Below are 25,820 nucleotides of genomic sequence, written 5' to 3'. Positions count from 1 at the left end.
GGTTGATCACTCGGCGTTTTTATATCCCCACCACTTGAAAAAGGTGCTTCGACACCATCGATTTCGCCTTCTTCGTGGCACATCTCCTCGTGACGCTTGTTGGAGCCCGGACATGATCCAGCGAGATGCGAACCTTGAGGGCGCCGGATTGGCGCGCACCGACCGGTTTCGTTAGTAGCGGGCAATCAGAAGTTCTGCCGATGACAGTGCTTTCCGATCCGTGTCGTCCAGAGCCATTGCGGCGTCTCCTTGCCTCGATAGGCTCCGGTCTCATCGCTTGGCGGATTGGTTGGGCCAGAACCGGAGGCGCTTCACCATCACACCCACCGCGATCCGCAAGGTAGGGCGCTTTCTGCATAAAGGCGCCCCCTGCCCCGAGGGGGCTTGCCGCACTCAGCGACACTTCGGCTCTCTCCGCAAATGTGACTCGCTCGAACAAGCGCGCCCGGTGCCCCCGGATTGACCAAATGCGCGGTCGATTTGGGGCGCGGATCACGGCTTTCGTGCGATATCGGTGAGTGTTTTGCACGGCACCTCGGCTTTGCGTCAACGACGCGAAGGCTTTCTGAGCGCGGCGCGCGACACAAAGAGGGATCTCGCCTGATGCGGGTCGGCGGTCCGGCGCCGGGCGCAGAGCACCATGTCCACTCATTGAAGACAACGCGACCGCGTCCAGAGCTTGCAGAGGCAGCGTTCAGACCAAGGAAGGCGTGGTGGGTGATGAGAGATTTGAACTCCCGACATCTTCGATGTGAACGAAGCGCTCTACCACTGAGCTAATCACCCGCTGGGCGGTGAATTAGCGTCGTCTGAGGCCGAACGCAAGAGGGTTCGCGAAGGTTTTCGGAACCGGCGCGGAAGAGCGTTTTTGCCAAGGGTGGTGTCGGTTTTCGGCAAGCGTCACACGGTCATGAGCCACGTGGCAAAGTGCCGGCCCGTCATGCCCGAACAAGCCGGTTGATTGACGAAAACGCCAAAATTTGCGATAGTGTAATCATTCCTTACGAAAGGAGTATATTTGATGACAAGCCTTACAAGAGCATTGAGTGTCGCCGCGTTTTTGGCGCTTCCCACACAGACCCTCGCCGAAGAAGATCAATCTGTGACCGTCTCGGAACAGCAAGCAAGCGGGTCTTCCACTGGCGTTGCACTTCCGTTGATACTGCTGGTTCTGCTTGCCGCGGCGGCCGCCGCGTCCGACTGAACTTCGGATAAAGCGACCGGACATCAGAGGCTTCCGGCGCACGGGCCGTTTGACACCCGCTCCGCCCCGCTGGCGCAGAGTTCCCGCTGCGCGGCTTTGTTGTGCGTATCCATCTTTGCGCTCCGGTGGTTTCCGGCAAACAAAAAAAAGCCCCGCGCAAGCGGGGCTTTTCTCGTTCAGGTCACGTCCGTGTCGCTTCAATGGGCGACAGCGGTGGTAGACCCGTCATTTTTGGCAGCCGCCGCCGCGGCAGCGGCCTCTTCGGCGGCCTCGTCCCACTCGATCGGTTCAGGCTCGGACACAAGGGCCAGTTTGAGCACCTCGGACACGTGGCTGACGGGAATGATCTCCAAACCGTCCTTCACGTTGTCGGGCAGTTCCGCAAGGTCCTTCTCGTTTTCCTCGGGAATGAGCACCGTCTTGATCCCGCCCCTCAGGGCCGCAAGCAGCTTCTCCTTCAGACCGCCGATGGCCGTCGCGTTGCCGCGCAAGGTCACCTCGCCAGTCATGGCGATGTCCTTGCGCACAGGGATACCCGTCAGCACCGAGACGATCCCGGTCACCATGGCAAGCCCCGCCGATGGGCCATCTTTCGGTGTCGCGCCATCGGGCACGTGCACGTGGATGTCCCATTTGTCGAACCGCGGAGGCTTGACCCCGATTTGCGGAGCGATGGAGCGCACGTAGCTCGACGCCGCATCGATTGACTCTTTCATGACATCACCAAGCTTGCCGGTCGTCTTCATGCGCCCCTTGCCGGGCAGCCGGAGCGCCTCGATCTGAAGCAGATCGCCGCCCACCGAGGTATAGGCCAAACCGGTCACGACCCCGATCTGGTTCTCGTCTTCGGCCAGACCGTAGCGGAATTTCCGAACGCCAAGGAATTCATCAAGATTATCGGACGTGACCTGCACCTGGGTCTCTTCCTTCTTGACGATCTTTGTGACCGCCTTGCGCGCCAGCTTCGCCAATTCCCGCTCAAGGTTCCGCACGCCGGCCTCGCGCGTGTAGTAGCGCACGATATCGGTCAACGCCGCATCCGCGACCTCGAATTCCACTTTCTTGAGCCCATGGCTTTTCACCTGCTTGGAAAGCAGATGCCGCTTGGCGATCTCGATCTTCTCGTCCTCGGTGTAGCCCGACAACGGGATGATCTCCATCCGGTCAAGCAAGGGCCCGGGCATGTTGTAACTGTTCGACGTGGTCACAAACATGACATTGGACAGGTCATACTCGACCTCAAGATAGTGATCGACGAAGGTCGAGTTCTGTTCGGGATCGAGCACTTCAAGCATCGCCGATGCCGGATCACCCCGGAAATCCTGACCCATCTTGTCGATCTCGTCGAGCAGGATAAGCGGGTTGGTCGTCTTGGCCTTCTTGAGCGCCTGGATGATCTTGCCCGGCATGGAGCCGATATAAGTCCTGCGGTGACCGCGGATCTCGGATTCATCGCGCACGCCACCGAGCGAGATGCGAATGAACTCGCGCCCCGTGGCCTTCGCCATCGATTTGCCCAGAGACGTCTTGCCGACACCCGGAGGGCCAACGAGACACATGATCGGCCCGCGCAGCTTCTTGGAGCGCGCCTGCACCGCGAGATACTCGACGATGCGTTCCTTGACCTTGTCGAGGCTGTAATGATCCGCGTCCAGAATGTCCTGAGCCCGGTTGAGATCCTTTTTCACGCGCGACTTCGTGCCCCACGGGATGGACAGCATCCAGTCAAGGTAATTGCGCACAACCGTGGCTTCCGCAGACATCGGAGACATGTTCTTGAGCTTTTTCAGCTCCGTCTCGGCTTTCTCGCGGGCCTCCTTGGAGAGCTTCGTCTCGGCAATCTTCGCTTCGAGTTCGGCGACCTCGTTCTGGCCGTCCTCCCCGTCACCAAGCTCCTTCTGGATCGCCTTCATCTGCTCGTTGAGATAATACTCGCGCTGCGTTTTCTCCATTTGGGATTTGACGCGCGTCTTGATCTTCTTCTCGACCTGCAGCACCGAAAGCTCGCCCTGCATCAGGCCATAGACCTTCTCGAGCCGCTCGGACACGGCGAGGGTTTCGAGAAGGTCCTGCTTTTGCGGAACCTCGACACCAAGATGGCCCGCCACCAGATCGGCAAGCTTGTCCGCTTCGGTCGCTTCACCAGCGGCAGACAGCGCTTCCTCGGGGATGTTCTTCTTGACCTTGGCGTAGCGCTCGAACTCCGTCGCGACGGTTGGGGTCAACGCCTCGATCACAGCCGGATCACCGGGCATCTCCGTGAGATACTCGGCCTTGGCCTCAAAGAATTTCTCATTGTCCGTGTATTCGACGATGCGCACCCGGCTCTGGCCCTCGACGAGGACCTTGACAGTGCCGTCGGGCAGCTTGAGCAACTGGAGCACATTGGCCAGAACGCCCGCCTTGTAGATGCCATCGGTGGCTGGGTCGTCATCGGCCGGGTCAACCTGGCTGGCAAGCAGGATCTGCTTGTCGTCATTCATCACCTCTTCCAGCGCGCGCACGGATTTCTCGCGTCCGACGAAGAGCGGCACGATCATGTGCGGGAACACCACGATGTCCCGCAAAGGCAGCACCGGATAAGAGGCATTGAGGGGATGTTGCATGCTCGTTTCCTGTTCTTGGCAAGACAGCTCTGCCCCGACTTTCGGCAGCTTGGGCCATCTCCGTTTCTGGAGGGTAAACGTGGGGTCGAATTGTTCGAAATCAACCCGCACCTCACGGATCCCACCCTCAGCATGTCGCTGCAACGCGGCGGGTGCAAGCGCCGTTTTCCATGGATTTTCCGCGTCCGGAAAAACAAATTCCAGATCAGATGGTTACCAGAGTGCTGCCGTGACGCGGGATTTGGGCCTCACAGCGGCGCAATGTCGCCCTGCGCCCGGTCGGCATGAAAACCGCGTTCCCATTGCTCGAACGCACCGGCGCCGATGGCCGCGCGCATCTCGCCCATCAGCACCTGATAATAGTGGAGATTGTGCCAGGTCAGCAACATGCCCGCGATCATTTCCTTGGCGCGGATCACGTGATGCAGGTAGGCGCGGCTGTAGCCTTCGCAGGCCGGGCAACCACAGGACTCGTCAAGCGGACGCGGATCGTCGGCGTGCCGCGCGTTGCGCAGGTTCACGACCCCGCGCCGGGTAAACGCCTGCCCCGTGCGCCCGGAGCGCGACGGCAAAACGCAATCCATCATGTCGATGCCGCGCTTGACCGCGCCGACGATATCGTCCGGCTTGCCCACCCCCATGAGATAGCGCGGCTTGTCCTCGGGCAGCATGTCAGGTGCGTAATCAAGACACCCGAACATCGCCTCCTGACCCTCGCCAACCGCCAGACCGCCCACCGCGTAGCCGTCGAACCCGATTGACCGGAGCGCTTCGGCGCTTTGTCCACGCAGATCCTCTTCCAACCCGCCTTGCTGAATGCCGAAAAGCATGTGGCCGGGCCGATCGCCGAACGCCTCTCGTGATCGTGCGGCCCACCGCATCGACAGCGCCATGCTCTCCGCGATCCGGTCGCGGTCCGCGGGCAAGGCGGGGCATTCGTCAAAAGCCATCACGATGTCGGACCCCAGAAGCTTCTGGATCTCCATCGACCGTTCCGGGCTGAGCATGTGCCGCGAGCCGTCGATATGGCTCTTGAAGGTGACACCGTCCTCGGTCAGCTTGCGCAGCCCTGCAAGGCTCATGACCTGAAATCCGCCCGAATCCGTGAGGATCGGCCTCTCCCAATTCATGAACCGGTGCAGCCCGCCGAGCCGGTCTATGCGCTCCGCGCCAGGGCGCAGCATGAGGTGATAGGTGTTGCCAAGCAGCACGTCCGCGCCCGTCGCCGCAACGCTTTCGGGCATCATGCCCTTGACCGTTGCCGCCGTTCCGACCGGCATGAAGGCCGGGGTCCGGATCGTGCCGCGGGTGGTTGTGATCTCGCCAAGCCGCGCCTTGCCGTCCTGCGCGAGGCGGGTGAATCCGGTGCTTGCCATGTGCTGTCGCCCTGCCGCTCTTGTCATGCCGTTCGAGGCTCCCCCTTTGCCCAATGCGGCGCGCAATGAAAAGCCTGAACTTGCCCATATGGAGCGGCGCAGGAGGTGCCGAACGGGTGCAAAGCCCGCCCAGATCGAAACGAATTGTTTTGGTTTTTGTGGCACAGACCCGTCATGTCCGATCACTCGCGCCCACTCTTTCTCCGCTCCCTTGTCATCCATGCCGCCTCGGGCACCCCCGGGTCATGACGCATCGGAAAACCGCCTACCCCGGTGGGGTGCCGGCCCTTCTCGAGCAATACGAGTCCCGACGCGCACCGCTTGATTTTGCACCGGGCGAGACGGTTCCGGCCGCCGATATCGCGCTTTCCCCGCTGCGCGACCGCATCGTGGATGATCCGGATCACGATCCGCAAGAAGCGCCGCCCTTCCGCTCGGGCCATCACCGCAAGCGGCACGCGTTGCGCAAGGAGCTGACCGGCGCATCGGAGCTTTGTTTTCTCAATGCACTGCTGATCGCCCACTTGCGCAAACGTGCTTGGCCGGAGCACGCGCCTGTGCTGTTTCAAAGGCTGTGGCGGGAGGAAGCGGCGCATCTGATCGACAGGCTCGACCCACGCTGGCTCATTTCCTCGGTCACGACATTTGGCGACCATGGCGTCACCCCCGCGCAACGGGCCACCGGGCTCGCCCTCGCAACCCTGTTCGGCAGCATCAAGCTCCACGAGAGCGAACGGCTCTATTCCGGCCACGCCCCCGAACAGCCCTTTCCCCTCGGGCGCTGGCGCAAGGCCCGGCTTCCGCTGGGCATGGATGGCTTTGCGGTCATGAAGGGCGGGCTCGACGTCAATCTGATCGCGCGTCTGTGGACAGAAGCCGGTGACGACCCGGTGATCCGACCGCTCGCGCGTCATCTTCTGGAGCGGCTCATTGATGATCCCGGCACCGTGTTCCAACGCTTGAAGGCGATCAGGCGCGCCAAGCGGGCCCGCCGTCCCGAGAAACAGCCCGATCCGGCACCGCGCCCCGCCAGAGCCGCCCAAGCGCCTCGATGGGGCATCGCCGCGACGGTCCACGGGCCTGCCGATCGCATCCTCGATTTCGCGGCCTGGCACCTCGATCAAGGCGCGCATGCGCTCTGGATATATCTCGACAGCCCCTGCCCCGAAGCGCAGCACGCGCTCTCAAAGATCCGCGCAATCCGGGTCCGTCACACCTCTGAGGCTTGGTGGGCGGCACGCGGCGGGCGGCCCGACCGACACCAGATACGGCAGGTGCGTAACCTGCGCCACGCCTATCGGGTTGCGGGCGCGCATGTGGACTGGCTCGCGCATATCGACGCAGACGAGCTGCTCCTGCCGCAAGACAGCGTGCAGAGCGCGCTTGCCGCGTTGCCGCCCGATTGCCTCACCGCGCGGATGCGCCCGATCGAGGCCCTCGGTCCCGGCGATGCTCTGCAACCGGGTGAAACCCTTTTCAAGGCATTGCCGCGCGACCCGGCCACACGGCATCAGGTCACGGAACGGGTCTTTCCCGGTTGGGCGGACCACCTTGCCGGCGGGTTCATCGGTCACATCGCCGGGAAACTCTTCGTGCGCACCGGGTTGCAAGGCATGCAGATCCGCATTCACAACGCTTACCGTGACGGTGTCGCCAACCCCGGCGAACGGATCCTTGAAACCGTCGATCTGGGCCATTTCCACGCCCCCGATCTCGACAGCTTTCTGGCGGCTTACCGCTTTCGCGCAAGCCACGGCTCCTACCGGGCGGAGCTTTCGTCCACCGCCAAACGTCCCGGCGCGCTGTCGCTGCATGATCTCTTCGCAGGGATCGAATCGCGCGAAGGGCATGCCGGGCTCTGCCGCTTCTACGACGCGGTTTGCGCCGCCCATACGCCGCTTTGCGCCCGGCTTGAGGCCGAGGGGCTGCTGCGGCGGCGCCGATTGGGGCTCAAGACGCTGAGAAACCGCTATTTCGGAGCGCCCATATCGGCTGAGCCCCCCCATAGCAGGCACTCCCCCCTCCCAAGAGCGCAGGATGTCCGAATAGACGCAGGAAACCGCATATGCAAAAGGGCCGCAATTGACCTTTCAGCCCGATTTCCTTAAGGCAACGCAAGGGATTGAGATGCGCATACCGCGCCAGGCTGCACGGGCCCGATCCGAAGACTAGACGTGCGGGCCAAGTCAGCGTCCGCAATAAACGGACAAACATGATTAAATTTTCAGAACTGAACCTCAATCCAAAGGTGCTCAAGGCCATCGAAGAGGCCGGCTACGAAACGCCGACGCCGATCCAGGCCGGCGCGATCCCGCCAGCGCTCGAAGGCCGCGATGTGCTTGGCATCGCCCAGACCGGCACGGGCAAGACGGCGAGCTTCACACTGCCCATGATCACCGCGCTGGCCCGCGGCCGCGCCCGCGCCCGGATGCCGCGCAGCCTTGTGCTGTGCCCCACGCGCGAACTGGCGGCACAGGTGGCCGAGAACTTCGACACCTACTCGCAATACGTAAAACTGACCAAGGCGCTGCTCATCGGTGGCGTGTCCTTCAAGGAACAGGAATCCCTGATCGACAAGGGCGTGGACGTGCTCATCGCCACCCCCGGTCGCCTGCTTGACCATTTCGAGCGCGGCAAGCTGCTCTTGACCGGTGTGCAGATCATGGTCGTGGACGAAGCCGACCGCATGCTCGACATGGGCTTTATCCCCGATATCGAACGGATCTTTTCGCTTACGCCCTTCACGCGGCAGACGCTGTTTTTCTCCGCCACCATGGCGCCGGAAATCGAACGGATCACCAACACCTTCCTCTCTGCCCCCGCACGGGTCGAGGTGGCGCGGCAGGCGACCGCATCGGAGACCATCGAACAGGCCGCCGTCTTCGTCAAACCCTCGCGCAGAGACCGGGAAGCCAGCGAGAAGCGCAAGGCGCTACGCGCGATCATCGACGCCGAGGGCGAGGCCTGTTCGAACGCGATCATCTTCTGCAACCGCAAGGTCGATGTGGATATCGTTGCGAAATCGCTCAAGAAATACGGCTATGATGCCGCGCCGATCCATGGCGATCTCGACCAGTCTCAGCGCACCCGCACGCTCGAAGGGTTCCGCAACGGCGAGCTGCGGTTCCTCATCGCCTCGGATGTGGCCGCGCGCGGCCTTGACGTGCCCGCGGTGAGCCATGTGTTCAATTTTGACGTGCCCTCCCATGCAGAGGACTACGTGCACCGCATCGGCCGCACCGGACGCGCGGGGCGCGATGGCAAGGCGTTCACGATCGTCGTTCCGAAAGACGAAAAGAACTTCGACGCGGTTGAAAAATTGATCCAGAAAGAGATCCCCCGCGTCGACAACCCGGCTCAGAGCAAGACTGAGATACCCGCGTCGACAGCCGAGGACAGCCCGGCGGAAGAAAAACCGCGTCGCACCCGCAGCCGTCGCACCGAAAAGCGCAGCACCGACGCCGCTCCGGCAGAGACCGCGCAGGCCGCTCCGGACGCACCCGCAGCTGCCGCCACCCCGGCCGAGAAGCCGCGCGAAGAGACCCCGCGCCGCGAGGACAAGCCGCGCCGTGGGCATCAGCGCGGCGCACGCGGATCCGACAACACGGTTGTCGGGATGGGCGACCACATGCCGGAATTCATCGCTCTGAGCTTTGACGAGCGCCGCGCGGGCTGATCCCCGCCAACGCGCCTCACACGCGAAAGGCCGCCAGACATTGGCGGCCTTTTTCTTTTCAGATGGGTCGGCGCAGGATGGGTCGGCTCAAACGAGTCGCCTCAGCGAGGGCGTTTCAAGCGGCGCAAGGCGCGTCGGACGGGCCGCGCGCGCCTGCGCCTCGTAACATCCTGCCTCAGTTCAAGGAGGCGTCCATCGTGATTTCCGCGTTCAGCAATTTGGAGATCGGACAGTTTTCCTTGGCCACGGTTGCAGCTTTGTGAAAATCCTCTGCCCCCGCGCCGGGCACCTGCGCCGTCACGGTCAGGTGGCTCTTTGTCACCGCAAACCCGCCATCCTTCTCTTCCAGCGTCACTTTCGCCTCGGTCGAAATATCGTCCGCGGTAAATCCGGCTTCACCGAGCACCATGGACAGCGCCATTGAGAAACACGACGCATGGGCCGCCGCAATGAGCTCCTCCGGATTGGTTCCCGGCTCATCTCCGAAGCGCTTGTTGAACCCGTAGTTCACTTGCTCAAGCACGCCGGACGGGGTGGAAATCGTGCCCGTGCCGTCTTTCAATCCACCCTTCCAGTTGGCTGATCCCTTGTTGGTTTTCATACTCCGGTCTCCCTATTGCCATGCTCATGCATGTTGGGAATGACCTAGCGCGTGAGACAGGTCGTGCCACCGGGCGTCACTTCCCCCACCCGTCCGTCCCCTGAGACAGACCGCGCCATGGTGGAAAGCCGGCCGGACGTCCGGTGATTTGAAACGTGGCTCCCCACGCCTTACGCTGCCCGCGCCGATACAAAACGGGAAAGGGGGCATCATGCCATCCATCGACATTCAGGTTCTGGACGGTGTTTTCACCGATGCGGAGAAAGCACAGATCCTCACACGGATCACCGAGGCCTTCGGCTCCGTTGCGGGCCAAACCATCGCTGCCGGCACCTCGGTCCGCATCCATGAAATCAGAAGCGGAAGCTGGTGCTACGCCGGGCAGGTCCTGACAACCGACATGGCCCGCGAGATGAAAGCACGCGGCTGAGCTGGGCTCAGGTCAGCCGCGAGACAACAACCGTCACTTCGGGCTTCTTGCCGATCTCGTTCTGCGATGTCTGCCGCACGATGCGCGTCAGCTCGTCCTCGAGCTTGGCATCGTCGCGCATCGTCTTTGCCTTGGCCCGGCCGAGGAATTGCCCCAGATCCGCTTCAAGCACCTCGACCAACCCGGCGCGGCTCCGCCCTGTTTCCGGCAAGCCCTTGATATCGCACCACGGATCGCCCAATGGCTCATCCTCTTCATCGAGGATCACGGTGACCGTCACATGCCCGTTCAGGGCCATGCGAATGCGGTCCCGCACAATCCCGTCAAGCGCACCGATCTGTACGGATCCATCAAGATAGGTCCGCCCGGTCTCGATGTAATCCACCACCTCCGGAGCATTTCCCGACAGCGACACCATCATGCCGTTGACCGCCAGAACCCCCTTGCGCCCCTTCTCGCCAGCGAGTTTCACATGCTCGCGCAGGTGCCGGTGCTCGCCATGCATCGGCACGACGATCTGCGGGTTCACAACCTCCTGCATGGTGACAAGATCGGGCCGGTTGGCGTGGCCCGAGACATGATACTCCCCGCTGGAATCGTCCACCACGTCGACGCCCTGCTCGGAGAACTGGTTGATGATCCGGATCACGCCACGCTCGTTGCCGGGGATGGTTTTCGAGGAAAACAGGAAGAGGTCACCCTCCTGCATCTCGATCCCGTGATACTTGCCGCGCGCCAGCTGCGCGCTCGCAGCGCGTCGCTCGCCCTGGCTTCCGGTCACCAGCAGCATCAGGTTTTCACGCGGGATCTGGCTCGCATCTTCCGGCCCGATCACCTTCGGAAACCCCTTGAGCACGCCGGTCTCCACCGAAGCCTCGATCATACGCCGCATCGCCCGCCCCATCAGGCAGATCGAGCGTCCCGCCCGCTCGCCCGCCTCTGCCAGGGTCTTCACCCGGGCGACGTTGGACGCAAAGGTGGTGGCAACCACCATCTGCTTCGCCTCGGCCACCAGCTTTTCCACCGCCGGGCCGACACTGGCTTCCGAGCGTCCGGGGGTGTGCGAAAAGACATTGGTCGAATCGCAGACCAAAGCCTTCACGCCGCCCTTCGATACCTCCGCCCAAAGCTCCGGATCCCACGGCTCGCCAACCAGCGGCGACGTATCAAGCTTGAAGTCGCCGGTATGGATGACCCGCCCATCGGGACTGTCGATCACCAAGGCAGAGCTTTCCGGGATTGAATGCGAAATCGGCAGGAACGAGACCGTGAACGGCCCTGCGGTTACCGTCTCGGGATACGCGGAGCAGGTCTGTACCGCGCCCGGTTCGATCCCATATTCGCTCAGCTTGCCGCGCGCGATATTGGCGGTGAAGGCCCGCGCATAGATCGGCGCGCCGAGATCCGCATAGGTGTGGCCCACCGCGCCCACGTGATCCTCATGCGCATGGGTGATGAACACCGCCTCGATCCGCGCCTTGTTCTGCTTGAGCCAGCCGATATCCGGCAGGATGAGATCGACCCCCGGGCTGCCATCCATGTCCGGAAAGGTGACGCCCAGATCGACAACGATCAGCCGCTCCTCTCCCGGCTGCCCATAGCCGTAAACATAGCAGTTCATGCCGATCTCGCCGGCGCCGCCAAGCGGCAGGTAAATCAGTCGGGACGTGCTCATGCTCTAACCTCGGTCTTGTTATGTTTGTGTATCACGGTCAGTCCGTGCATCGTCAGATCGTCTTGAAATGCGTCAAATAGGTCTGCGGATTGCTGAAACAACGGCGCCAGCCCGCCGGTCGAGATCACCTTCATCGGTCGCGCGCGCTCCTCCTTGATCCGCGCGCAGATCTCCCGGACAAGCCCCACGTAGCCCCAGAACACACCCGATTGCATACAGGCTACCGTGTTGGTGCCCACCACCCGCTGCGGGCGCGAAATGTCCACATGCGGCAAGGCCGCCGCCGCCTGGTGCAGCGCCTCGAGGCTCAGATTGACACCCGGTGCAATGACCCCGCCGATATAGGCGCCATCGGTGTCGACAACGTCAAAGGTGGTCGCGGTCCCGAAATCCACGACGATCAGGTCGCCCCCATAAAGATCATAGCCTGCAACCGTGTTGACGAGCCGGTCCGGACCAACCTGCGTGCCCGTGTCCACCCGGATATCCACCGGTAAAAGACAATCGGGCTTGCCCACCACGAAAGGCCGCGTGTCGAAATACCGATCCGCAAGAACCCGCAGGTTGAACACCACGCGCGGAACGGTCGAGGAGATGATCACGTCGGTGATCTCCGCATCGATCTTCTGAATTCCCATCAAGGTCGAAAGCCAGACGAAATACTGATCCGCCGTGCGCTGATGCTCCGTCGCCGTGCGCCATGTCGCAATGAAGCGCGCCCCGTCCCAGATGGAAAAGACCGTATTCGTGTTGCCGCAATCAATCGCAAGAAGCATGGGGGCTCCAGTCTCATGTCTATCGGGTTAGAAGAAGATATCCGCTGCGGTGACCGCCCGCCGCCCCGCATCCGTCTGTAGAACAAGGGCACCCTGCGGGTCCACCGTCTCGAAAATGCCGCTCAGGGTCTGATGGCCCATCCGGGCGGTGACCGGCGCGCCGATCCGCGCCGCCCGGTCGAGCCAGGCCGCCCGCACCGGTTCAAAACCATAGGTCACGAACCGCGCCTCCCACGCCGCATAGGCCGCCGCCAGCGCGTCGAGAAACGGTTCGGGCGCCACACGGATGCCTGTCTCCTCCAGCAGCGAAACCGGCTGCACCGCGCCGGTCTCCACCGCTTCCGGGTCCGGCGCAGCGATCAGGTTCACGCCCACACCGATGGCCAGCCCCCCGCCCGCGCCCTGCATGGCCTCCAGAAGGATCCCCGCCACCTTGCCCTCGTTCAGCAGCACGTCATTGGGCCATTTCAGCGCCAGCGCGGAGCGCGGCACGCCAACATGCTCAAACGCCTCATGAAGCGCAAGCGCCGCCACGAAGGACCGCAGCGCCACGCGCTCCGGTGCCTCGCCGTCAGGCCGCAACACCAGCGAGGCCGCAAAATTACCCGCCGGCGCCAGCCAGGGCCGTCCCCGCCGTCCCCGTGCCGCGGTCTGGCTGCGCGCAAGGATCCATTCCGGCCCGGCAAACCGCGCAAACCGCCGCGCCGCCTCCGCCTGTGTGCTGTCCACCGAAGCGAGCACCACCCGCCCATAGCCAACGGGCCAGGTCATGCCCACCCCACGCTTCTTCTGTCCGGAAATACTCCGGGGGTTTGGGGGTAGCACCCCCATGCCAAAACAAAAGCGACGCGCCCGTGGCGCGTCACCTCTGGATTGCCGGAAGCCTCTGTCCTGCGTGTTGCCGTCACTCGACCAGAACCGCCGCGGCGGCCTGTGCCGCCCCTTCGATACCGAAGAGGTTGACCACGCCGACAACCATGATGATCGCCGACGCCATCAGGAAGCCGTAGAGCACCGGCGGCGTGCCCGTATCCAGCGCATCCTCGCGATCCTCGCCGAAATACATGAAGTAGACAATCCGCAGGTAGTAGAACGCGCCAATCACCGACGCGATGACCCCGGCAACGGCCAGCCATGCCAGCCCGGCATCATAGGCCGCGCGCAGAACATAAAGCTTGCCGAAGAACCCGACCAGCGGCGGCACGCCCGCGAGGCTGAACATCAACACCAAGACCGCCAGCGCCTTGCCCGGCGCGCGCTTGGAATACATACCAAGGCTCTCGATATCCGTGACCGGCTGACCATCGCGCTCCATCGACAGGATGAAGGCGAAAGTGCCGATATTCATCGTCACGTAAATCGCCATGTAGATCAGCATCGCCTGCACACCCAGCACCGTGCCAGCGGCCAGCCCCATGAGCGCGTAGCCCATATGCGCAATCGACGAATAGGCCATCAGGCGCTTGATGTCGCGCTGCCCCATCGCGGCGACCGCCCCGAGGAACATCGACAGCAGCGAGATGAAAGCGATGACCTGGCTCCAATCCGAGACCACCCCGCCGAACGCATCATGCAGCACGCGCGCGAACAACCCCATCGCCGCAACCTTCGGCGCGGTGGCAAAGAAGGCGGTCACCGGGGTCGGCGAGCCCTCATAGACGTCCGGCGTCCACATATGGAACGGCACGGCCGACACCTTGAAGGCCAGACCGGAGATCACCAGCACAAGGCCGATGAGCAAGCCGATGGAGATCCCGTCCTCGTTGTTCGCCGCCTCGATGATGCCCGAAAACAGCGTCGTGCCGGAATAGCCATAAACCAACGACGCCCCGTAGAGGAGCAGACCGGAACTCAGCGCGCCGAGCACGAAATATTTCAGGCCGGCCTCGGTGGATTTTGCCGAGTCGCGACGCAGGGACGCCACCACGTAGAGCGCCAGTGATTGCAGCTCGAGCCCCATGTAAAGCGCCATTAGATCACCGGCGGAGACCATCATCATCATGCCGATGACCGCCAGCGCAATCAGGATGGGGAATTCGAACCGCAGCAGATCGCGCCGCGCCATGTAGCCTTCCGACATCACGAGGATCGCGGCCGCCGACAAGAGGATTGCCACCTTCGCAAAGCGCGAGAACGCATCGTCGATGAACATCCCGGAGAATGCCGCGTTGCTGCCGCTGCCGGTGGTTCCGATCCAGAAGGCCAGCGCCAGGAACAGCGCGGAGGTCACCCAGACCAACACCGGCGCCATCTTGTCCTTGGTCGTGTAAACGCCCAACAAGAGCGCGCCCATCGCGAAAACCGCCAGCAGGATCTCTGGCATGATGATGGTGAGATCAGCCTCGATCAATGGTCCGTTCCTTCTGTCGGGGCCATTTCGGCCACCTGGTTTTTACGCTCCAGCGCCGCTTGCGCGACACGGGTGTCATATTGCGAGACCAGCGCCGTGACGGACGGCCCGATCCGGTCGAGGATCGGCGCGGGATACACGCCCATCCAGATCGTCATCACGACCAGCGGGGCAAAGATCGCCTTCTCGCGCCGGGTCATGTCGGTGATGGTCTTGAGGCTTTCCTTGATCAGGTCCCCCATCACCACCCGGCGATAGAGCCAGAGCGCATAGCCAGCCGACAGGATAACCCCCGTCGCCGCACCCGCCGCCACCCAGGTGTTGACCTGGAACACGCCCATGAGCGTGAGGAATTCACCCACAAAGCCCGAGGTCCCCGGCAAGCCGACATTCGCCATGGTGAAGAGCATGAAGATCAGCGCATAGGCCGGCATCCGGTTGACCAGACCGCCATAGGCATCGATCTCGCGCGTGTGCATCCGGTCATAGATCACACCGACACACAGGAAGAGCGCTCCGGAAATGAACCCGTGGCTGATCATCTGAAAAATCGCGCCGTCGATGCCCTGCTGGTTCGCGGCGAAAATCCCCATGGTCACAAAGCCCATATGCGCGACCGAGGAATAGGCGATCAGCTTCTTCATGTCCTCCTGCACCAGTGCCACCAGCGAGGTGTAGATGATCGCGATCACCGACAGCGTGAAAACCAGCGGCGCCATCACCTCGGAGCCAACCGGGAACATCGGCAGCGAGAAGCGCAAGAACCCGTAGCCCCCCATCTTCAACAGGATCGCCGCCAGCACGACCGAGCCTGCCGTCGGGGCCTGCACGTGCGCATCCGGCAACCATGTGTGGACAGGCCACATCGGCATCTTGACCGCGAAGCTGGCAAAGAAGGCGAGGAACAGCAGCGTCTGGAAGCCGCCGACGATCTGCACACCCAGAAGCGAGAAATCCTCGGAGCCAAAATTATGCTGCAACAGCGCCTCGATATCGGTGGTGCCCGCGTCCGAGAACATCGCCACCATCGCCACCAGCATCAGCACCGAGCCAAGGAAGGTGTAGAGGAAGAACTTGAAGCTCGCATAGATCCGGTTCGCCCCGCCCCAGATCCCGATGATCAGGAACATCGGGATCAGCGACGCCTCGAAGAACAGGTAGAACAGCACCAGGTCCAGCGCCATGAACACGCCCAGCATGAGCGTTTCCAGCACCAGAAACGCGATCATGTATTCCTTCACGCGGGTCGTCACGTCCCACGACGCGGCAATGACCAGCGGCATGATGAAGGTCGTCAGCAGCACGAACAGAACGCTGATCCCGTCCACGCCCATCTTGTATTGCAGCCCGAGCAGCCATTCGGCCTCCTCGACCATCTGGAAACCGGTGTCGGCCGGGTCGAACTGGAACAGGATGAAGAGCGAGATCAGGAAGGTGATCGTCGTCGTGATCAGCGCAAACCACTTTGCATTGCGGTCCGCCGCCTCGTCACCACCCCGCAGCAGCACCATCATGATGATGGCCCCGATCAACGGGCCGAATGTGACCATGGAAAGAAGGGAGTTTTCCATATCAGTGTGCCCCTCCGAAGAGCGTCATCCAGGTGATGAAGATCGCGATCCCGATCACCATGGCGAAGGCGTAGGTAAAGATGTAGCCGGACTGCGCGCGTCCTGCGAGCCGGGTGAAGAAAGGGATGATCCCCATCGCAAGACCGTTGATCGACCCGTCGATGACGTTGCCGTCACCGCGCTTCCAGAGCAAACGGCCAAGGCCCTTGGCCGGCCGCACGAACAGGAAGTCGTAGACCTCGTCGAAATACCACTTGTTCAGCAGGAACAGGTAAAGCGGGCGCTGGTTTTCCGCGAGCCGCTTGGGCAGCGACGGGTTGAGGATGTAGAACCAGATCGCGGTGAACAGGCCGATCAGCATGGCCACGAAGGGCGAAAGCTTGACCCATGTCGGCACGTAATGCGCCTCATGCAGAACCGTGTTCTCCGGCCGGATATAGATCGCCGCATCGCCGGGCGGATCTTCCATCACGTATTTCAGCTCCGACGCCTTCGGGCTGCGCTCCGCCACGGCGGCCTTGAGCGCATCGCTCGGCTCTTCATAGTGACCGCCAAAGAACTTGATGACCTCGTTGGTCTTGCCGAAAAAGCTCGAATACCAGATCGCGCCCGCAAAGACGGCACCCACCGCCAGCACGCCCAAGGGCACCAGCATCACGGTGGGGCTCTCATGCGCATGCTCATGCGTGTGCTTGTCGCCGCGCGGCTTGCCAAAGAATGTCAGGAACATCAGACGCCAGCTGTAGAAGCTCGTCATCAGCGCCGCGATCACCAGCATCCAGAAGGCATAGCCCCCCTGCGAGCCGACAAAGGCGGATTCGATGACCGCATCCTTGGACGCAAAGCCCGCAAAACCGATCCAGCCGGTCAGCGGAATGCCCACCCCGGTGATGGCCAGCGTGCCGATCATCATCGCCCAGTAGGTCTTGGGCATCTTGTGGCGCAATCCGCCATAGTTCCGCATGTCCTGCTCGTGATGCATCCCGTGGATCACGGAGCCCGCGCCGAGGAAGAGCATCGCCTTGAAGAAGGCATGCGTGAACAGGTGGAACATCGCCACCGAGTAGGCGCCCACACCGGCGGCCACGAACATGTAGCCGAGCTGCGAACAGGTCGAGTAGGCGATCACGCGCTTGATGTCGGTCTGCACGAGACCCACCGTCGCGGCAAAGAATGCCGTGGTTGCGCCGAGGAAGGTGACAAAGGCCATGGCAGAGGGCGCAAATTCCATCACCGGCGACATGCGGCAGACAAGGAACACGCCCGCCGTCACCATCGTTGCGGCATGGATCAATGCCGAAACCGGTGTCGGGCCTTCCATCGCGTCCGGCAACCATGTGTGCAGAAACAGCTGCGCGGATTTGCCCATCGCCCCGACGAACAACAGGAAGGCAATCAGTTCAGCGGCATTCCACGTGGTCCACAGGAAGGTCAGCTGCGTTTCTGCCAGCGTCGGCGCGGCGGCAAAGATGTCGTCAAACTTCACCGAGTCCACGAGGAAGAAGATTGCGAAGATCCCCAGCGCAAAGCCGAAATCGCCCACCCGGTTGACCACGAAAGCCTTGATTGCCGCCGCGTTGGCAGACGGCTTGCGATAATAGAACCCGATCAGCAGGTAGGACGCGACGCCCACGCCTTCCCAGCCAAAGAACATCTGAACGAGGTTGTCAGACGTCACCAGCATCAGCATCGAGAAGGTAAAGAAGGACAGATATGCAAAGAAGCGCGGCTTGTAGCTCTCTTCGCCTTCCTTGAAGTTCTCGTCATGGGCCATGTAGCCGAAGGAATAGAGATGCACGAGCGCCGAGACCGTGGTGACAACGATCAACATGATCGAGGTCAGTCGGTCGAGACGGATCGACCAATCCGTGCTGAGCGTGCCGCTCTCGATCCAGCGCAACACCTGGATGTGCTGTGTCTCGGGTGAATGTGTGAAGAACACGATCCACGAGAACGCGCAGGCCAGAAACAAAAGCCCCGTGGTGATCCACTGTGCACCTCTGATGCCGGTGATCTTCCAGCCGAACCCCGCGATGAGCGCGCCCAGCAAAGGCGCGAAAAGGATGATGCTTTCCATGTCCTTACCCCTTCATCACGTTGACGTCTTCGACGTCGATGGTGCCCCGGTTGCGGAAGAAGCACACGAGGATGGCAAGGCCGATCGCGGCCTCTGCGGCCGCAACGGTCAGCACAAACAGCGTGAAGACCTGCCCCGTGAGATCGCCGTGATACCAGGAGAAGGCCACAAGGTTGATATTCACCGCCAGCAACATCAATTCGATGCTCATAAGCAGGATGATCACGTTCTTGCGGTTCAGGAATAGCCCGAAAATTCCAATGACGAACAGCACCGCCGCCACTGTCAGGTAATGTTCCAATCCGATCATTGGTCCCTCGTCATGCTCTGCCCCGCGTCGAACCGGCCCGGATAGAGGGCCGCGCATGCGCAGGGTTCTGTGTCCCGTGCCAGCGGCTCGCTGGGCACATGGATCGTGTCGAACGCTTCGGCCAGACGGTCGAAGCGAAAGAAATGTGGCGCGTCGGCGGCGCGTTGCAGCACCCGCGCGGCGCGCGCCCGCCGGTCATAGGGCAAGGGCGCGGTCATGCGCTCGGCACGCGCCCGCGCGCGCAACCCCTGTCCCGTCGCGCAATCCATCACGAGGATGTCGTCCGCCACGCCCTCGGCGCTCCAGGACCACATCCACGCCACGCGCCCGTGCCCAAGGTCGCGATGGCCATGCTCATGCGCGGCCCAATCGCGGGTCTCGCACAAAGCCTCATCGGACAGGGCCGGCGTTGCCGCCAGCGCGCTTATGACAGCGGCGCGCAGCACCGGATCAGAGCCCCTGCCCCGGCTTGACATCCTTGAGTTCCATCGCCTTGGCCGGGTCGCGCATCATCTGCGCGATCACGTTCTGGCGTTTGACGTCCGCGCGGTGGCGCAGCGTGAGCACGATGGCCCCGATCATCGCCACCAACAGGATCAGACCGGCAAGCTGGAACAGCAGGAAATACTGGTCGTAGAGGATCAACCCGAGCGCTTCGGTGTTATGGCGGTCAACCGGGGTCGGTTGCGCCAGTTGCCCGGCGGCCATCTCGCTCGACTGCCATGCGCCGAAGGCCAGCGCGAGCTGCATCAGGATCACAAGCCCGATCAACAGCGCCAGCGGCATGTAGCGCGCCATCTCCGCCTTGAGCTCCGCGAAGTCGACGTCGAGCATCATGACGACGAAGAGGAACAGCACCGCGACCGCGCCCACATAGACAATGATCAGCAGCATCGCGACAAATTCCGCGCCCATCATCACAAACAGCCCCGCCGAGCTCAGGAAGGCAAGGATCAGCCAGAGCACCGAATGCACCGGGTTGCGGCTGATCACCGTGAACAGGCCCCCTGCGACCACCCCGAGGGCAAACAGGTAGAAGGCGAATACCATCATGGCGTGTCGTCCTTTTTCTCTTCCATCACTTCGCGCGCAAGATCCATGGCGCGCGTCATGGCGGGAATGCCGGCGAACATCGACATCTGCGCGATGGTCTCGGCCACTTCTTCGGGCGTCGCACCCGCTTCGATCGCGTGGCGCACCGTCATGCGAAACGGCGTCTCCGCCTGCGCGCCCTGCATCGTGAGGCCCGCCAGCGTCAGCAACAGACGGGTCTTGGCGTCGAGCCCCTCCTTGGAGACCCCCTTGCCAAACCACATCTCCATGGAGTCCTTGGTCATGGTCGGCCAGAGCTTCTCGAACCCCTTGGGATCAAAGGAAGACAGCGCCGGATTGAAGGCCTTCGCCATCTCCTGCGCCTGCGCCATCATCAGCTCGAAGGGGGTTTTGCCATCACTCATCGGTAGGGCGCGTCCAGTTCGAGGTTATGCGCGATCTCCGCTTCCCAACGGTCGCCATTCGCGAGCAGCTTGTTCTTGTCATAGAACAGCTCTTCTCGGGTCTCGGTGGAAAACTCGAAGTTCGGCCCTTCGACAATCGCATCCACCGGGCAGGCTTCCTGGCAGAAGCCGCAGTAGATGCACTTGGTCATGTCGATGTCATAGCGCGTGGTGCGGCGGGATCCGTCCTCGCGCGGCTCCGCGTCGATCGTGATCGCCTGCGCCGGGCAGATCGCTTCGCACAGCTTGCAGGCAATGCAGCGTTCCTCGCCATTGGGATAGCGGCGCAGCGCATGTTCGCCGCGGAAACGCGGGCTCAGCGGCCCTTTCTCGTGTGGGTAGTTCAACGTCGCCTTCGGCCGGAAGAAATACTTCAGTCCCAGCTTCATGCCCTCGTAGAAATCCGCCAGAAGCCAATACTTCGCAGCGCGTCCGTAATCGATCTGTGTCATTCGTCGATCCCCAGCATTTGCTCGATATGCACGACATGTTCCTCAACGCCGCGCACATACCCGGCCATCGCGACGCTCATGCCCTCGGCGTTCTTGGCGCGCGCCTCCAGCAGGTCGAGCCGGCCCTTGATGGCGTTCAACTCGGCCCGGATGTCGCGCAGGTTTTCGAGGATCTGCACCCCGAGCGTGTTGTTGGTCTTGCTCTCAGCATCACTCATCGCGGATCAGCCCCCCATGCCCCAGCGCGCGTAGATGCCCCAGAACCACTCGAACTTGGCCGCGAAGGCGGTGAATACCACCCAGATCAGGCTGAACGGCAGGAACACTTTCCATCCGAGCCGCATGAGCTGGTCATAGCGGTAGCGCGGCGTGATCGCCTTCACCATGGCGAAGAGGAAGAAGAAGAACGCCATCTTCGCCACCATCCACAGCGGGCTGTCCGGCAGGAACGGGATGGGCGACAGCCAGCCGCCGAAAAACAGCAGCGAGGTCAGCGCACACATCAGGAAGATCGCGATGTATTCCCCGGCCATGAAGAGCAGGAACGGCGTGGAGGAGTATTCGACCTGATAGCCCGCCACGAGCTCCGATTCCGCTTCCGGAAGGTCAAAGGGCGGTCGGTTGGTTTCCGCAAGCGCGGAGATGAAGAACAGGAACACCATCGGCAGATGCGGCAGCCAGTACCAGCCGAAGAAACCGTAAGCCGTGTCCTGCGCCGCGACGATGGCGCCGAAATTCATCGAGCCGGTCGAGATGATGATGCCGATGATGATCAGGCCAAGCGAGACTTCGTAGGAAATCATCTGCGCGGCGGAGCGCAATGAGCCAAGGAACGGGTATTTGGAGTTGGACGCCCACCCCCCCATGATCACGCCATAGACTTCGAGCGAGGACACCGCGAACACGAACAGGATCGCCACGTTGATGTCCGACAGCACCCATGTGTCATTGAACGGGATCACCGCCCAAGCCAGCAGCGCGAGCACAAAGCTGGTCATCGGGGCAAGCATGAAGACCGGGCGGTCCGCACCGGCCGGGATCACAACTTCCTTGACCACGTATTTCAGCGCATCCGCAACGGTCTGGAGCAAGCCGAAGACGCCCACAACGTTCGGGCCGCGCCGCATCTGGACCGCGGCCCAGATCTTGCGGTCGCCGTAGACGAGAAAGAGCAGTGAAACCATCACGAAACCCACCACGGCCAGACATTGTGCCGCAATGATGACCAGCAGACCCAGCGGGGTGCTCAGAAAATCAGCCATTCGTCCCTCATACCATCGGTATCCCGTTTTCCGCACAGGCGAGCGCGGTGACTTCCGCGTCTATTGTCCTGAGCCCCGGGGGCAGTGCCGCCGAGATGGTGTAAACCGCATCTCCACGCCAGAGGCCACCCTCTTCCTTGACAGTCGTGCGCAAATGCCGCGCAAACCCATACCCCCGGATCAGCGCATATTGCGCCGCGGCGCATTCCGCATAATCCTCTACATCCGCGGCGCTGCGCACCTGTGGCATCACCACGAGGAAATTCACCAGATCCCCGTCAAGAAGCCGCGTTTCGATCCCCGCATAGACCGGCTCGACGGTTGCGACCCCGCCGGTTCCCCCGGTTTGCATACATCCCGTCAGAGCCAATGCAGAGACGAAGACCGCCCCCCGCATGGCTCTTACTCCGCCGCCATGGGCGCTTCGGACCGCTCCCGCGCCCGCCGCGACAGCTCCGCCATAAGCTCCGACGACCGCGCGATCGGGTTGGTCAGCCAGAAATCGCGGATCGCGTAGCGGAAGCTCGCATCCCCGAGACTGCCCGCTGGCTCGGCCTGCCAGTCGTTTTCCGGCACCGTGTCGATCTGTTGAAGATGCGGAACATCCGCCACCAGGGCCTTGCGCAATTGCGCAAGGCTGTCCCACGGAAGCTGCGCTCCGACCTCCGCCGACAACGCGCGCAGGATCGCCCAGTTTTCCTTGGCCTCGCCCGGCGCGAAACCGGCGCGCAGCGCGAGCTGCGGGCGGCCTTCGGTGTTGACGAAAAGCCCCTGTTCCTCGGTATAGGCGGCGGCCGGCAGGATCACATCCGCACGATGCGCGCCACGGTCACCATGACTGCCCTGGTAGATCACGAAGGCGCGCTTCTGATCGCCAACCGCTTCGCCGCCGCCGATCTCGACCTCGTCCGCGCCAAGATTGTAGATCACGTCTGCTTCCTGGATGGCGTCCATGCCGCGATCGTTGACCGCGCCGACATCGAGCGCACCGACACGACCCGCAGCCGTGTGCAAGACCATGAATTTCGACCCCGCAGCCTCGGCCATTTGCATTGCCGTGCCAAGCACCGCCGCGCCGTCGGCCTCGGTCAGCGCACCCTGCCCGACGATCATCACGCCGGGCGTGCCGCGCTTGTCGGAATGGTCCATGTCGCGCAGCTTCGCCAACGCGTCGCGCCCCTCGCCAAGCTCGGTCACGTCATAGCTCAGATCGACCGGCGGACCGATCCGCGCAACCGTGGCGCCCGCGGCCCAGGCCTTGCGGATGCGCGCGTTCAGCACGGGCGCTTCCTCGCGCGGGTTGGTGCCGATGAGCAGGATCATCTCGGCGCTGTCGATATCCTCGATGGCCGCGTTGCCCACATAGGCGGACCGGTTTCCGGCTGGCAGCTTCGCCCCGTCGGTGCGGCATTCGACAACGCCGCCCTGTCCCTCGATCAGGGCTTTCAGCGAATAGGCGGCCTCAACCGGCGCAAGATCGCCCACGAGACCGGCAAGGCTCTTCGCTCCCTTGACCGCCTCGGCGGCCTTCGCGAGCGCCTCGCCCCAGCCCGCCGGGCGCAGCTTGCCATTTTCGCGCACGTAAGGGCGGTCGAGCCGCTGACGGCGAAGCCCGTCCCAGACGAAGCGGGTCTTGTCCGAAATCCACTCTTCGTTCACGCCGTCATGGTTGCGCGGCAGGAAGCGCATGACCTCGCGCCCCTTCGTATCGACCCGGATATTGGAGCCAAGCGCATCCATCACATCGATGGATTCGGTCTTGGTCAGTTCCCACGGACGGGCCGTGAACGCATACGGCTTCGACACCAGCGCCCCGACCGGGCACAGGTCGATGATGTTGCCCTGCATGTTGGAGTTGAGCGTCTGCCCGAGATAGGAGGTGATCTCCGCATCCTCGCCCCGGCCCGTCTGACCCATCTGCGTGATGCCCGCGACCTCTGTGGTGAAGCGCACGCAGCGCGTGCAGGAGATGCAGCGCGTCATGTGGGTCTCGACCAGCGGCCCGAGGTCGAGATCCTCGGTTGCACGCTTGGGCTCGCGGAAGCGGCTGAAGTCGACCCCGTAGGCCATCGCCTGGTCCTGAAGGTCGCACTCGCCCCCCTGATCGCAGATCGGACAGTCCAGCGGATGGTTGATGAGCAGGAACTCCATCACCCCTTCGCGGGCCTTCTTGACCATGGGCGAGTTGGTCTTCACCACCGGCGGCGCGCCATCCTTGCCAGGGCGCAGGTCACGCACCTGCATCGCGCAGCTCGCGGCCGGTTTCGGCGGCCCACCGACCACCTCCACAAGGCACATGCGGCAATTGCCCGCGATGGAGAGACGTTCGTGATAGCAAAAGCGCGGGACTTCGATCCCGGCCACTTCACAGGCCTGGATCAGGGTCATTGCCCCGTCCACCTCGACCTCATTCCCGTCGATGATGATTTTGCGCGTATCGGACATGCGGTGGCCCTTCGGTTCCCGTGGCTGGCGGGACCCATCCGCAGATGGGCCGCGGTCCCGCGCCTTCTAGCGCGCTCTTGGGGACGATACCACCCGATAAGCGTCGCACCGACCGGGAAAAATCGCCGCAACCCCGGCGCATTACCGAAACACGGTCATTCACGTGGCAATATTGCGGGATTCGCACAGCGCTTCACCGCCCTCTAATATCGCCGAGACTGTTAGCGCGAACAAAGCGACCTTTAAAATGACGGCAAAAAGGCCCGCTTCGCCCGCCCGTCCGGGGGCTCCTGCCGGTGAGTCGGTGCCTCGGACGGGGCAACCGCGCCGGGATGGGCCGACCCCATGCCCGTCATCCGGCCGAGTCGGCGTGACTCGCCGGGCGCGTGTGCCGCGCCAATTGCCGACTCAGCGCAACAACACCCCGATCGCCGATGCCCGCGCGATCTCCGCTGCGCCGAACCGGCACAGCGCGGCGCTGTCGCCGCTATCGACGCCCTGCGACGCAAGATAGGCCTCCGCCTTTGCGCGCATGCGGCGCTTTTCGTTTTTCGAGGTCACGTAATCCTCGATTTCATCGTCCGAATAGCCGAGCGACCGCGCCTCGGCCTTGAGCGCATTCAGGGTCGACAGAGCGCGCAGCATCCGGGCGTCTATCCCGTCGCAGGTCTTGCGGATCTCGTCCGCGATGGCCACGGCCATCAAACCGTTATCGATGCTCGACACGCTGCTCAGCGGAGGCTTTGCAAGCGCCGGAAGGGCAAGAAACGCCCCCAATGTCATGAGGGAAACAAGGCGCATGGGATGCGACCTCCTGATACGAGAAATCCGCCCCACAGATAGGGAGGGCGGATCATGCTATGCAATAGCAGTCAGTTTTTTCCGTTCTGGATCAGCGTTTTGCCGCTGATCTGCGCAAGAGGCCTCCGCGGCAGGCATGACGGTCGCGGCCCGTCGTGGCCGCCCCGCCCACCGGCTCAGCGGTCTTCGCAGACGCCCATATACGTGATCTCGTCACCGTCCACCATGATGGCGGAATCCGGCGTGTTCGGTCCCACTTCCCAATCAATGTTGGAGGTGCCGAAATACTTGATGCAATGCTTGATCGCTTCGTATTGGGCCGCCGCGCGCGCCCCTTCGAAGCTGTTGGACACCGGGCCCACCGTTGCCATGAAATACTGCTTCTCCAGCCGTTGCTCCGAAGAGGCATTGCCCCGGTAATACTGCCCGTCGAAGGCGACGTCGCCGCCGCGACCGATGCCGAGCCAACCGCATCCGGAAACGGATGCCACGAGCGAAACGAGGATAAGTGAACGGATCATAATGAACCCCCTTGCGAAGAACGGCCAAAGACCGACCAGAAAAATACCCGCCGCGTATGACACGCAGATCGTCGGTATGCGGCAGCGATCCTTGGTAGCTTGACGCATCCGGCCCCCGCCCGTCAAGCGTTCAGGGCCGATGCAAAAAGGGCGCCCGTCTCCGGCCGCCCCCCTTTCCGCGTGCGCAGTCG

The 25,820-nt window shown here is 62.6% G+C and carries 24 protein-coding genes and 1 tRNA gene; 4 read left to right on the top strand and 21 right to left on the bottom strand.

Annotated elements, in window-relative coordinates; all coding sequences use genetic code 11:
- Positions 1-711: 711 nt before the first annotated feature.
- Positions 712-786 (bottom strand) — tRNA-Val (locus J1C49_RS06900).
- Between the two features lie 235 nt (positions 787-1,021).
- On the opposite strand from J1C49_RS06900, the gene J1C49_RS06895 reads away from it, so the two are divergent.
- A complete protein-coding gene (locus tag J1C49_RS06895) occupies positions 1,022-1,204 on the top strand; it encodes a hypothetical protein (RefSeq protein WP_227445079.1) in 183 nt (60 codons plus the stop codon).
- Positions 1,205-1,401: 197 nt separating this feature from the next.
- On the opposite strand, the gene lon is transcribed toward J1C49_RS06895, so the two are convergent.
- Positions 1,402-3,810: an endopeptidase La gene (lon, locus tag J1C49_RS06890; protein WP_227445078.1), complete on the bottom strand. Its 2,409-nt coding sequence runs from the start codon at positions 3,808-3,810 to the stop codon at positions 1,402-1,404.
- A 248-nt stretch (positions 3,811-4,058) separates the two neighbouring features.
- Positions 4,059-5,186: a tRNA guanosine(34) transglycosylase Tgt gene (tgt, locus tag J1C49_RS06885; protein ID WP_227445077.1), complete on the bottom strand. Its 1,128-nt coding sequence runs from the start codon at positions 5,184-5,186 to the stop codon at positions 4,059-4,061.
- Between the two features lie 245 nt (positions 5,187-5,431).
- Between tgt and J1C49_RS06880 the strand changes: the two genes are divergently transcribed.
- Together J1C49_RS06880 and J1C49_RS06875 are read left to right on the top strand one after the other, a co-directional pair.
- Positions 5,432-7,294 (top strand): glycosyltransferase family 2 protein, encoded by a 1,863-nt coding sequence (locus J1C49_RS06880; RefSeq protein ID WP_227445076.1) that lies wholly within the window; start codon positions 5,432-5,434, stop codon positions 7,292-7,294.
- A gap of 104 nt (positions 7,295-7,398) precedes the next feature.
- Complete coding sequence (locus J1C49_RS06875; protein WP_227445075.1) at positions 7,399-8,862, top strand: DEAD/DEAH box helicase; 1,464 nt, start codon at positions 7,399-7,401, stop codon at positions 8,860-8,862.
- Between the two features lie 175 nt (positions 8,863-9,037).
- Here the strand turns inward: J1C49_RS06875 and J1C49_RS06870 are convergent, their stop codons facing one another.
- Positions 9,038-9,463: an OsmC family protein gene (locus J1C49_RS06870; protein ID WP_227445074.1), complete on the bottom strand. Its 426-nt coding sequence runs from the start codon at positions 9,461-9,463 to the stop codon at positions 9,038-9,040.
- A 211-nt stretch (positions 9,464-9,674) separates the two neighbouring features.
- On the opposite strand from J1C49_RS06870, the gene J1C49_RS06865 reads away from it, so the two are divergent.
- Entirely contained in the window at positions 9,675-9,893 is a 219-nt protein-coding gene (locus J1C49_RS06865; protein WP_227445073.1) for a tautomerase family protein, read from the top strand.
- 7 nt (positions 9,894-9,900) lie between these two features.
- On the opposite strand, the gene J1C49_RS06860 is transcribed toward J1C49_RS06865, so the two are convergent.
- From J1C49_RS06860 to J1C49_RS06780, 17 genes are all read right to left on the bottom strand, one after another.
- Positions 9,901-11,568: a ribonuclease J gene (locus J1C49_RS06860; protein WP_227445072.1), complete on the bottom strand. Its 1,668-nt coding sequence runs from the start codon at positions 11,566-11,568 to the stop codon at positions 9,901-9,903.
- The gene (locus J1C49_RS06855) at positions 11,565-12,344 is read right to left on the bottom strand and encodes a type III pantothenate kinase (RefSeq protein WP_227445071.1); all 780 of its coding nucleotides are present in this window, start codon (positions 12,342-12,344) and stop codon (positions 11,565-11,567) included. The genes J1C49_RS06860 and J1C49_RS06855 overlap by 4 nt, the downstream gene beginning before the upstream one ends.
- Before the next feature lie 27 nt (positions 12,345-12,371).
- The gene (locus tag J1C49_RS06850; protein WP_227445070.1) at positions 12,372-13,115 is read right to left on the bottom strand and encodes a biotin--[acetyl-CoA-carboxylase] ligase; all 744 of its coding nucleotides are present in this window, start codon (positions 13,113-13,115) and stop codon (positions 12,372-12,374) included.
- Positions 13,116-13,248: 133 nt separating this feature from the next.
- A complete protein-coding gene (gene nuoN / locus J1C49_RS06845; RefSeq protein ID WP_227445069.1) occupies positions 13,249-14,694 on the bottom strand; it encodes an NADH-quinone oxidoreductase subunit NuoN in 1,446 nt (481 codons plus the stop codon).
- A complete protein-coding gene (locus J1C49_RS06840; RefSeq protein WP_227445068.1) occupies positions 14,691-16,265 on the bottom strand; it encodes an NADH-quinone oxidoreductase subunit M in 1,575 nt (524 codons plus the stop codon). Before J1C49_RS06840 ends, nuoN begins: the two co-directional genes overlap by 4 nt.
- 1 nt (position 16,266) lies before the next feature.
- Positions 16,267-18,342: an NADH-quinone oxidoreductase subunit L gene (gene nuoL, locus J1C49_RS06835; RefSeq protein ID WP_227445067.1), complete on the bottom strand. Its 2,076-nt coding sequence runs from the start codon at positions 18,340-18,342 to the stop codon at positions 16,267-16,269.
- A gap of 4 nt (positions 18,343-18,346) precedes the next feature.
- Positions 18,347-18,652, bottom strand: a complete 306-nt coding sequence (nuoK, locus tag J1C49_RS06830; protein WP_227445066.1) for an NADH-quinone oxidoreductase subunit NuoK — start codon at positions 18,650-18,652, stop codon at positions 18,347-18,349.
- A complete protein-coding gene (locus J1C49_RS06825; protein ID WP_227445065.1) occupies positions 18,649-19,128 on the bottom strand; it encodes a hypothetical protein in 480 nt (159 codons plus the stop codon). Before J1C49_RS06825 ends, nuoK begins: the two co-directional genes overlap by 4 nt.
- Positions 19,103-19,705 (bottom strand): NADH-quinone oxidoreductase subunit J, encoded by a 603-nt coding sequence (locus J1C49_RS06820; protein WP_227445064.1) that lies wholly within the window; start codon positions 19,703-19,705, stop codon positions 19,103-19,105. Before J1C49_RS06820 ends, J1C49_RS06825 begins: the two co-directional genes overlap by 26 nt.
- Positions 19,702-20,109, bottom strand: a complete 408-nt coding sequence (locus J1C49_RS06815) for a carboxymuconolactone decarboxylase family protein (protein ID WP_227445063.1) — start codon at positions 20,107-20,109, stop codon at positions 19,702-19,704. Before J1C49_RS06815 ends, J1C49_RS06820 begins: the two co-directional genes overlap by 4 nt.
- A complete protein-coding gene (gene nuoI / locus J1C49_RS06810) occupies positions 20,106-20,600 on the bottom strand; it encodes an NADH-quinone oxidoreductase subunit NuoI (RefSeq protein WP_227445062.1) in 495 nt (164 codons plus the stop codon). Before nuoI ends, J1C49_RS06815 begins: the two co-directional genes overlap by 4 nt.
- Positions 20,597-20,818 (bottom strand): hypothetical protein, encoded by a 222-nt coding sequence (locus tag J1C49_RS06805; protein WP_227445061.1) that lies wholly within the window; start codon positions 20,816-20,818, stop codon positions 20,597-20,599. Before J1C49_RS06805 ends, nuoI begins: the two co-directional genes overlap by 4 nt.
- A 6-nt stretch (positions 20,819-20,824) precedes the next feature.
- Positions 20,825-21,862, bottom strand: coding sequence for an NADH-quinone oxidoreductase subunit NuoH (nuoH, locus tag J1C49_RS06800; protein ID WP_227445060.1), 1,038 nt, complete (start codon positions 21,860-21,862; stop codon positions 20,825-20,827).
- A 7-nt stretch (positions 21,863-21,869) separates the two neighbouring features.
- On the bottom strand, positions 21,870-22,259 hold the full coding sequence (locus tag J1C49_RS06795) for a hypothetical protein (protein WP_227445059.1): 390 nt from the start codon (positions 22,257-22,259) through the stop codon (positions 21,870-21,872).
- A 5-nt stretch (positions 22,260-22,264) separates the two neighbouring features.
- Positions 22,265-24,307 carry an NADH-quinone oxidoreductase subunit NuoG gene (gene nuoG / locus J1C49_RS06790; RefSeq protein ID WP_227445058.1) on the bottom strand — a complete coding sequence of 681 codons (2,043 nt, stop codon included), beginning with the start codon at positions 24,305-24,307 and terminating at the stop codon, positions 22,265-22,267.
- 408 nt (positions 24,308-24,715) lie between these two features.
- Positions 24,716-25,108: a DUF5333 domain-containing protein gene (locus J1C49_RS06785; protein ID WP_227445057.1), complete on the bottom strand. Its 393-nt coding sequence runs from the start codon at positions 25,106-25,108 to the stop codon at positions 24,716-24,718.
- Positions 25,109-25,284: 176 nt separating this feature from the next.
- Positions 25,285-25,629: a hypothetical protein gene (locus tag J1C49_RS06780; protein ID WP_227445056.1), complete on the bottom strand. Its 345-nt coding sequence runs from the start codon at positions 25,627-25,629 to the stop codon at positions 25,285-25,287.
- Positions 25,630-25,820 lie beyond the last annotated feature (191 nt).

The sequence above is a fragment of the Cognatishimia sp. F0-27 genome, from assembly GCF_020667845.1.
In the GTDB taxonomy this organism is placed as follows: domain Bacteria; phylum Pseudomonadota; class Alphaproteobacteria; order Rhodobacterales; family Rhodobacteraceae; genus JAFMPQ01.
Note: the sequence above shows the minus strand (reverse complement) of the source record. Positions and strands in the feature narration are given on the sequence as shown.

Bases quoted from the DNA above. Each gene is read 5' to 3' on its own strand.
- J1C49_RS06895 (WP_227445079.1), top strand. From the start codon at position 1,022: ATGACAAGCCTTACAAGAGCATTGAGTGTCGCCGCGTTTTTGGCGCTT.
- lon (WP_227445078.1), bottom strand. From the start codon at position 3,810: ATGCAACATCCCCTCAATGCCTCTTATCCGGTGCTGCCTTTGCGGGAC.
- tgt (WP_227445077.1), bottom strand. From the start codon at position 5,186: ATGGCAAGCACCGGATTCACCCGCCTCGCGCAGGACGGCAAGGCGCGG.
- J1C49_RS06880 (WP_227445076.1), top strand. From the start codon at position 5,432: ATGACGCATCGGAAAACCGCCTACCCCGGTGGGGTGCCGGCCCTTCTC.
- J1C49_RS06875 (WP_227445075.1), top strand. From the start codon at position 7,399: ATGATTAAATTTTCAGAACTGAACCTCAATCCAAAGGTGCTCAAGGCC.
- J1C49_RS06870 (WP_227445074.1), bottom strand. From the start codon at position 9,463: ATGAAAACCAACAAGGGATCAGCCAACTGGAAGGGTGGATTGAAAGAC.
- J1C49_RS06865 (WP_227445073.1), top strand. From the start codon at position 9,675: ATGCCATCCATCGACATTCAGGTTCTGGACGGTGTTTTCACCGATGCG.
- J1C49_RS06860 (WP_227445072.1), bottom strand. From the start codon at position 11,568: ATGAGCACGTCCCGACTGATTTACCTGCCGCTTGGCGGCGCCGGCGAG.
- J1C49_RS06855 (WP_227445071.1), bottom strand. From the start codon at position 12,344: ATGCTTCTTGCGATTGATTGCGGCAACACGAATACGGTCTTTTCCATC.
- J1C49_RS06850 (WP_227445070.1), bottom strand. From the start codon at position 13,115: ATGACCTGGCCCGTTGGCTATGGGCGGGTGGTGCTCGCTTCGGTGGAC.
- J1C49_RS06840 (WP_227445068.1), bottom strand. From the start codon at position 16,265: ATGGAAAACTCCCTTCTTTCCATGGTCACATTCGGCCCGTTGATCGGG.
- nuoL (WP_227445067.1), bottom strand. From the start codon at position 18,342: ATGGAAAGCATCATCCTTTTCGCGCCTTTGCTGGGCGCGCTCATCGCG.
- nuoK (WP_227445066.1), bottom strand. From the start codon at position 18,652: ATGATCGGATTGGAACATTACCTGACAGTGGCGGCGGTGCTGTTCGTC.
- J1C49_RS06825 (WP_227445065.1), bottom strand. From the start codon at position 19,128: ATGTCAAGCCGGGGCAGGGGCTCTGATCCGGTGCTGCGCGCCGCTGTC.
- J1C49_RS06820 (WP_227445064.1), bottom strand. From the start codon at position 19,705: ATGATGGTATTCGCCTTCTACCTGTTTGCCCTCGGGGTGGTCGCAGGG.
- J1C49_RS06815 (WP_227445063.1), bottom strand. From the start codon at position 20,109: ATGAGTGATGGCAAAACCCCCTTCGAGCTGATGATGGCGCAGGCGCAG.
- nuoI (WP_227445062.1), bottom strand. From the start codon at position 20,600: ATGACACAGATCGATTACGGACGCGCTGCGAAGTATTGGCTTCTGGCG.
- J1C49_RS06805 (WP_227445061.1), bottom strand. From the start codon at position 20,818: ATGAGTGATGCTGAGAGCAAGACCAACAACACGCTCGGGGTGCAGATC.
- nuoH (WP_227445060.1), bottom strand. From the start codon at position 21,862: ATGGCTGATTTTCTGAGCACCCCGCTGGGTCTGCTGGTCATCATTGCG.
- J1C49_RS06795 (WP_227445059.1), bottom strand. From the start codon at position 22,259: ATGCGGGGGGCGGTCTTCGTCTCTGCATTGGCTCTGACGGGATGTATG.
- nuoG (WP_227445058.1), bottom strand. From the start codon at position 24,307: ATGTCCGATACGCGCAAAATCATCATCGACGGGAATGAGGTCGAGGTG.
- J1C49_RS06785 (WP_227445057.1), bottom strand. From the start codon at position 25,108: ATGCGCCTTGTTTCCCTCATGACATTGGGGGCGTTTCTTGCCCTTCCG.
- J1C49_RS06780 (WP_227445056.1), bottom strand. From the start codon at position 25,629: ATGATCCGTTCACTTATCCTCGTTTCGCTCGTGGCATCCGTTTCCGGA.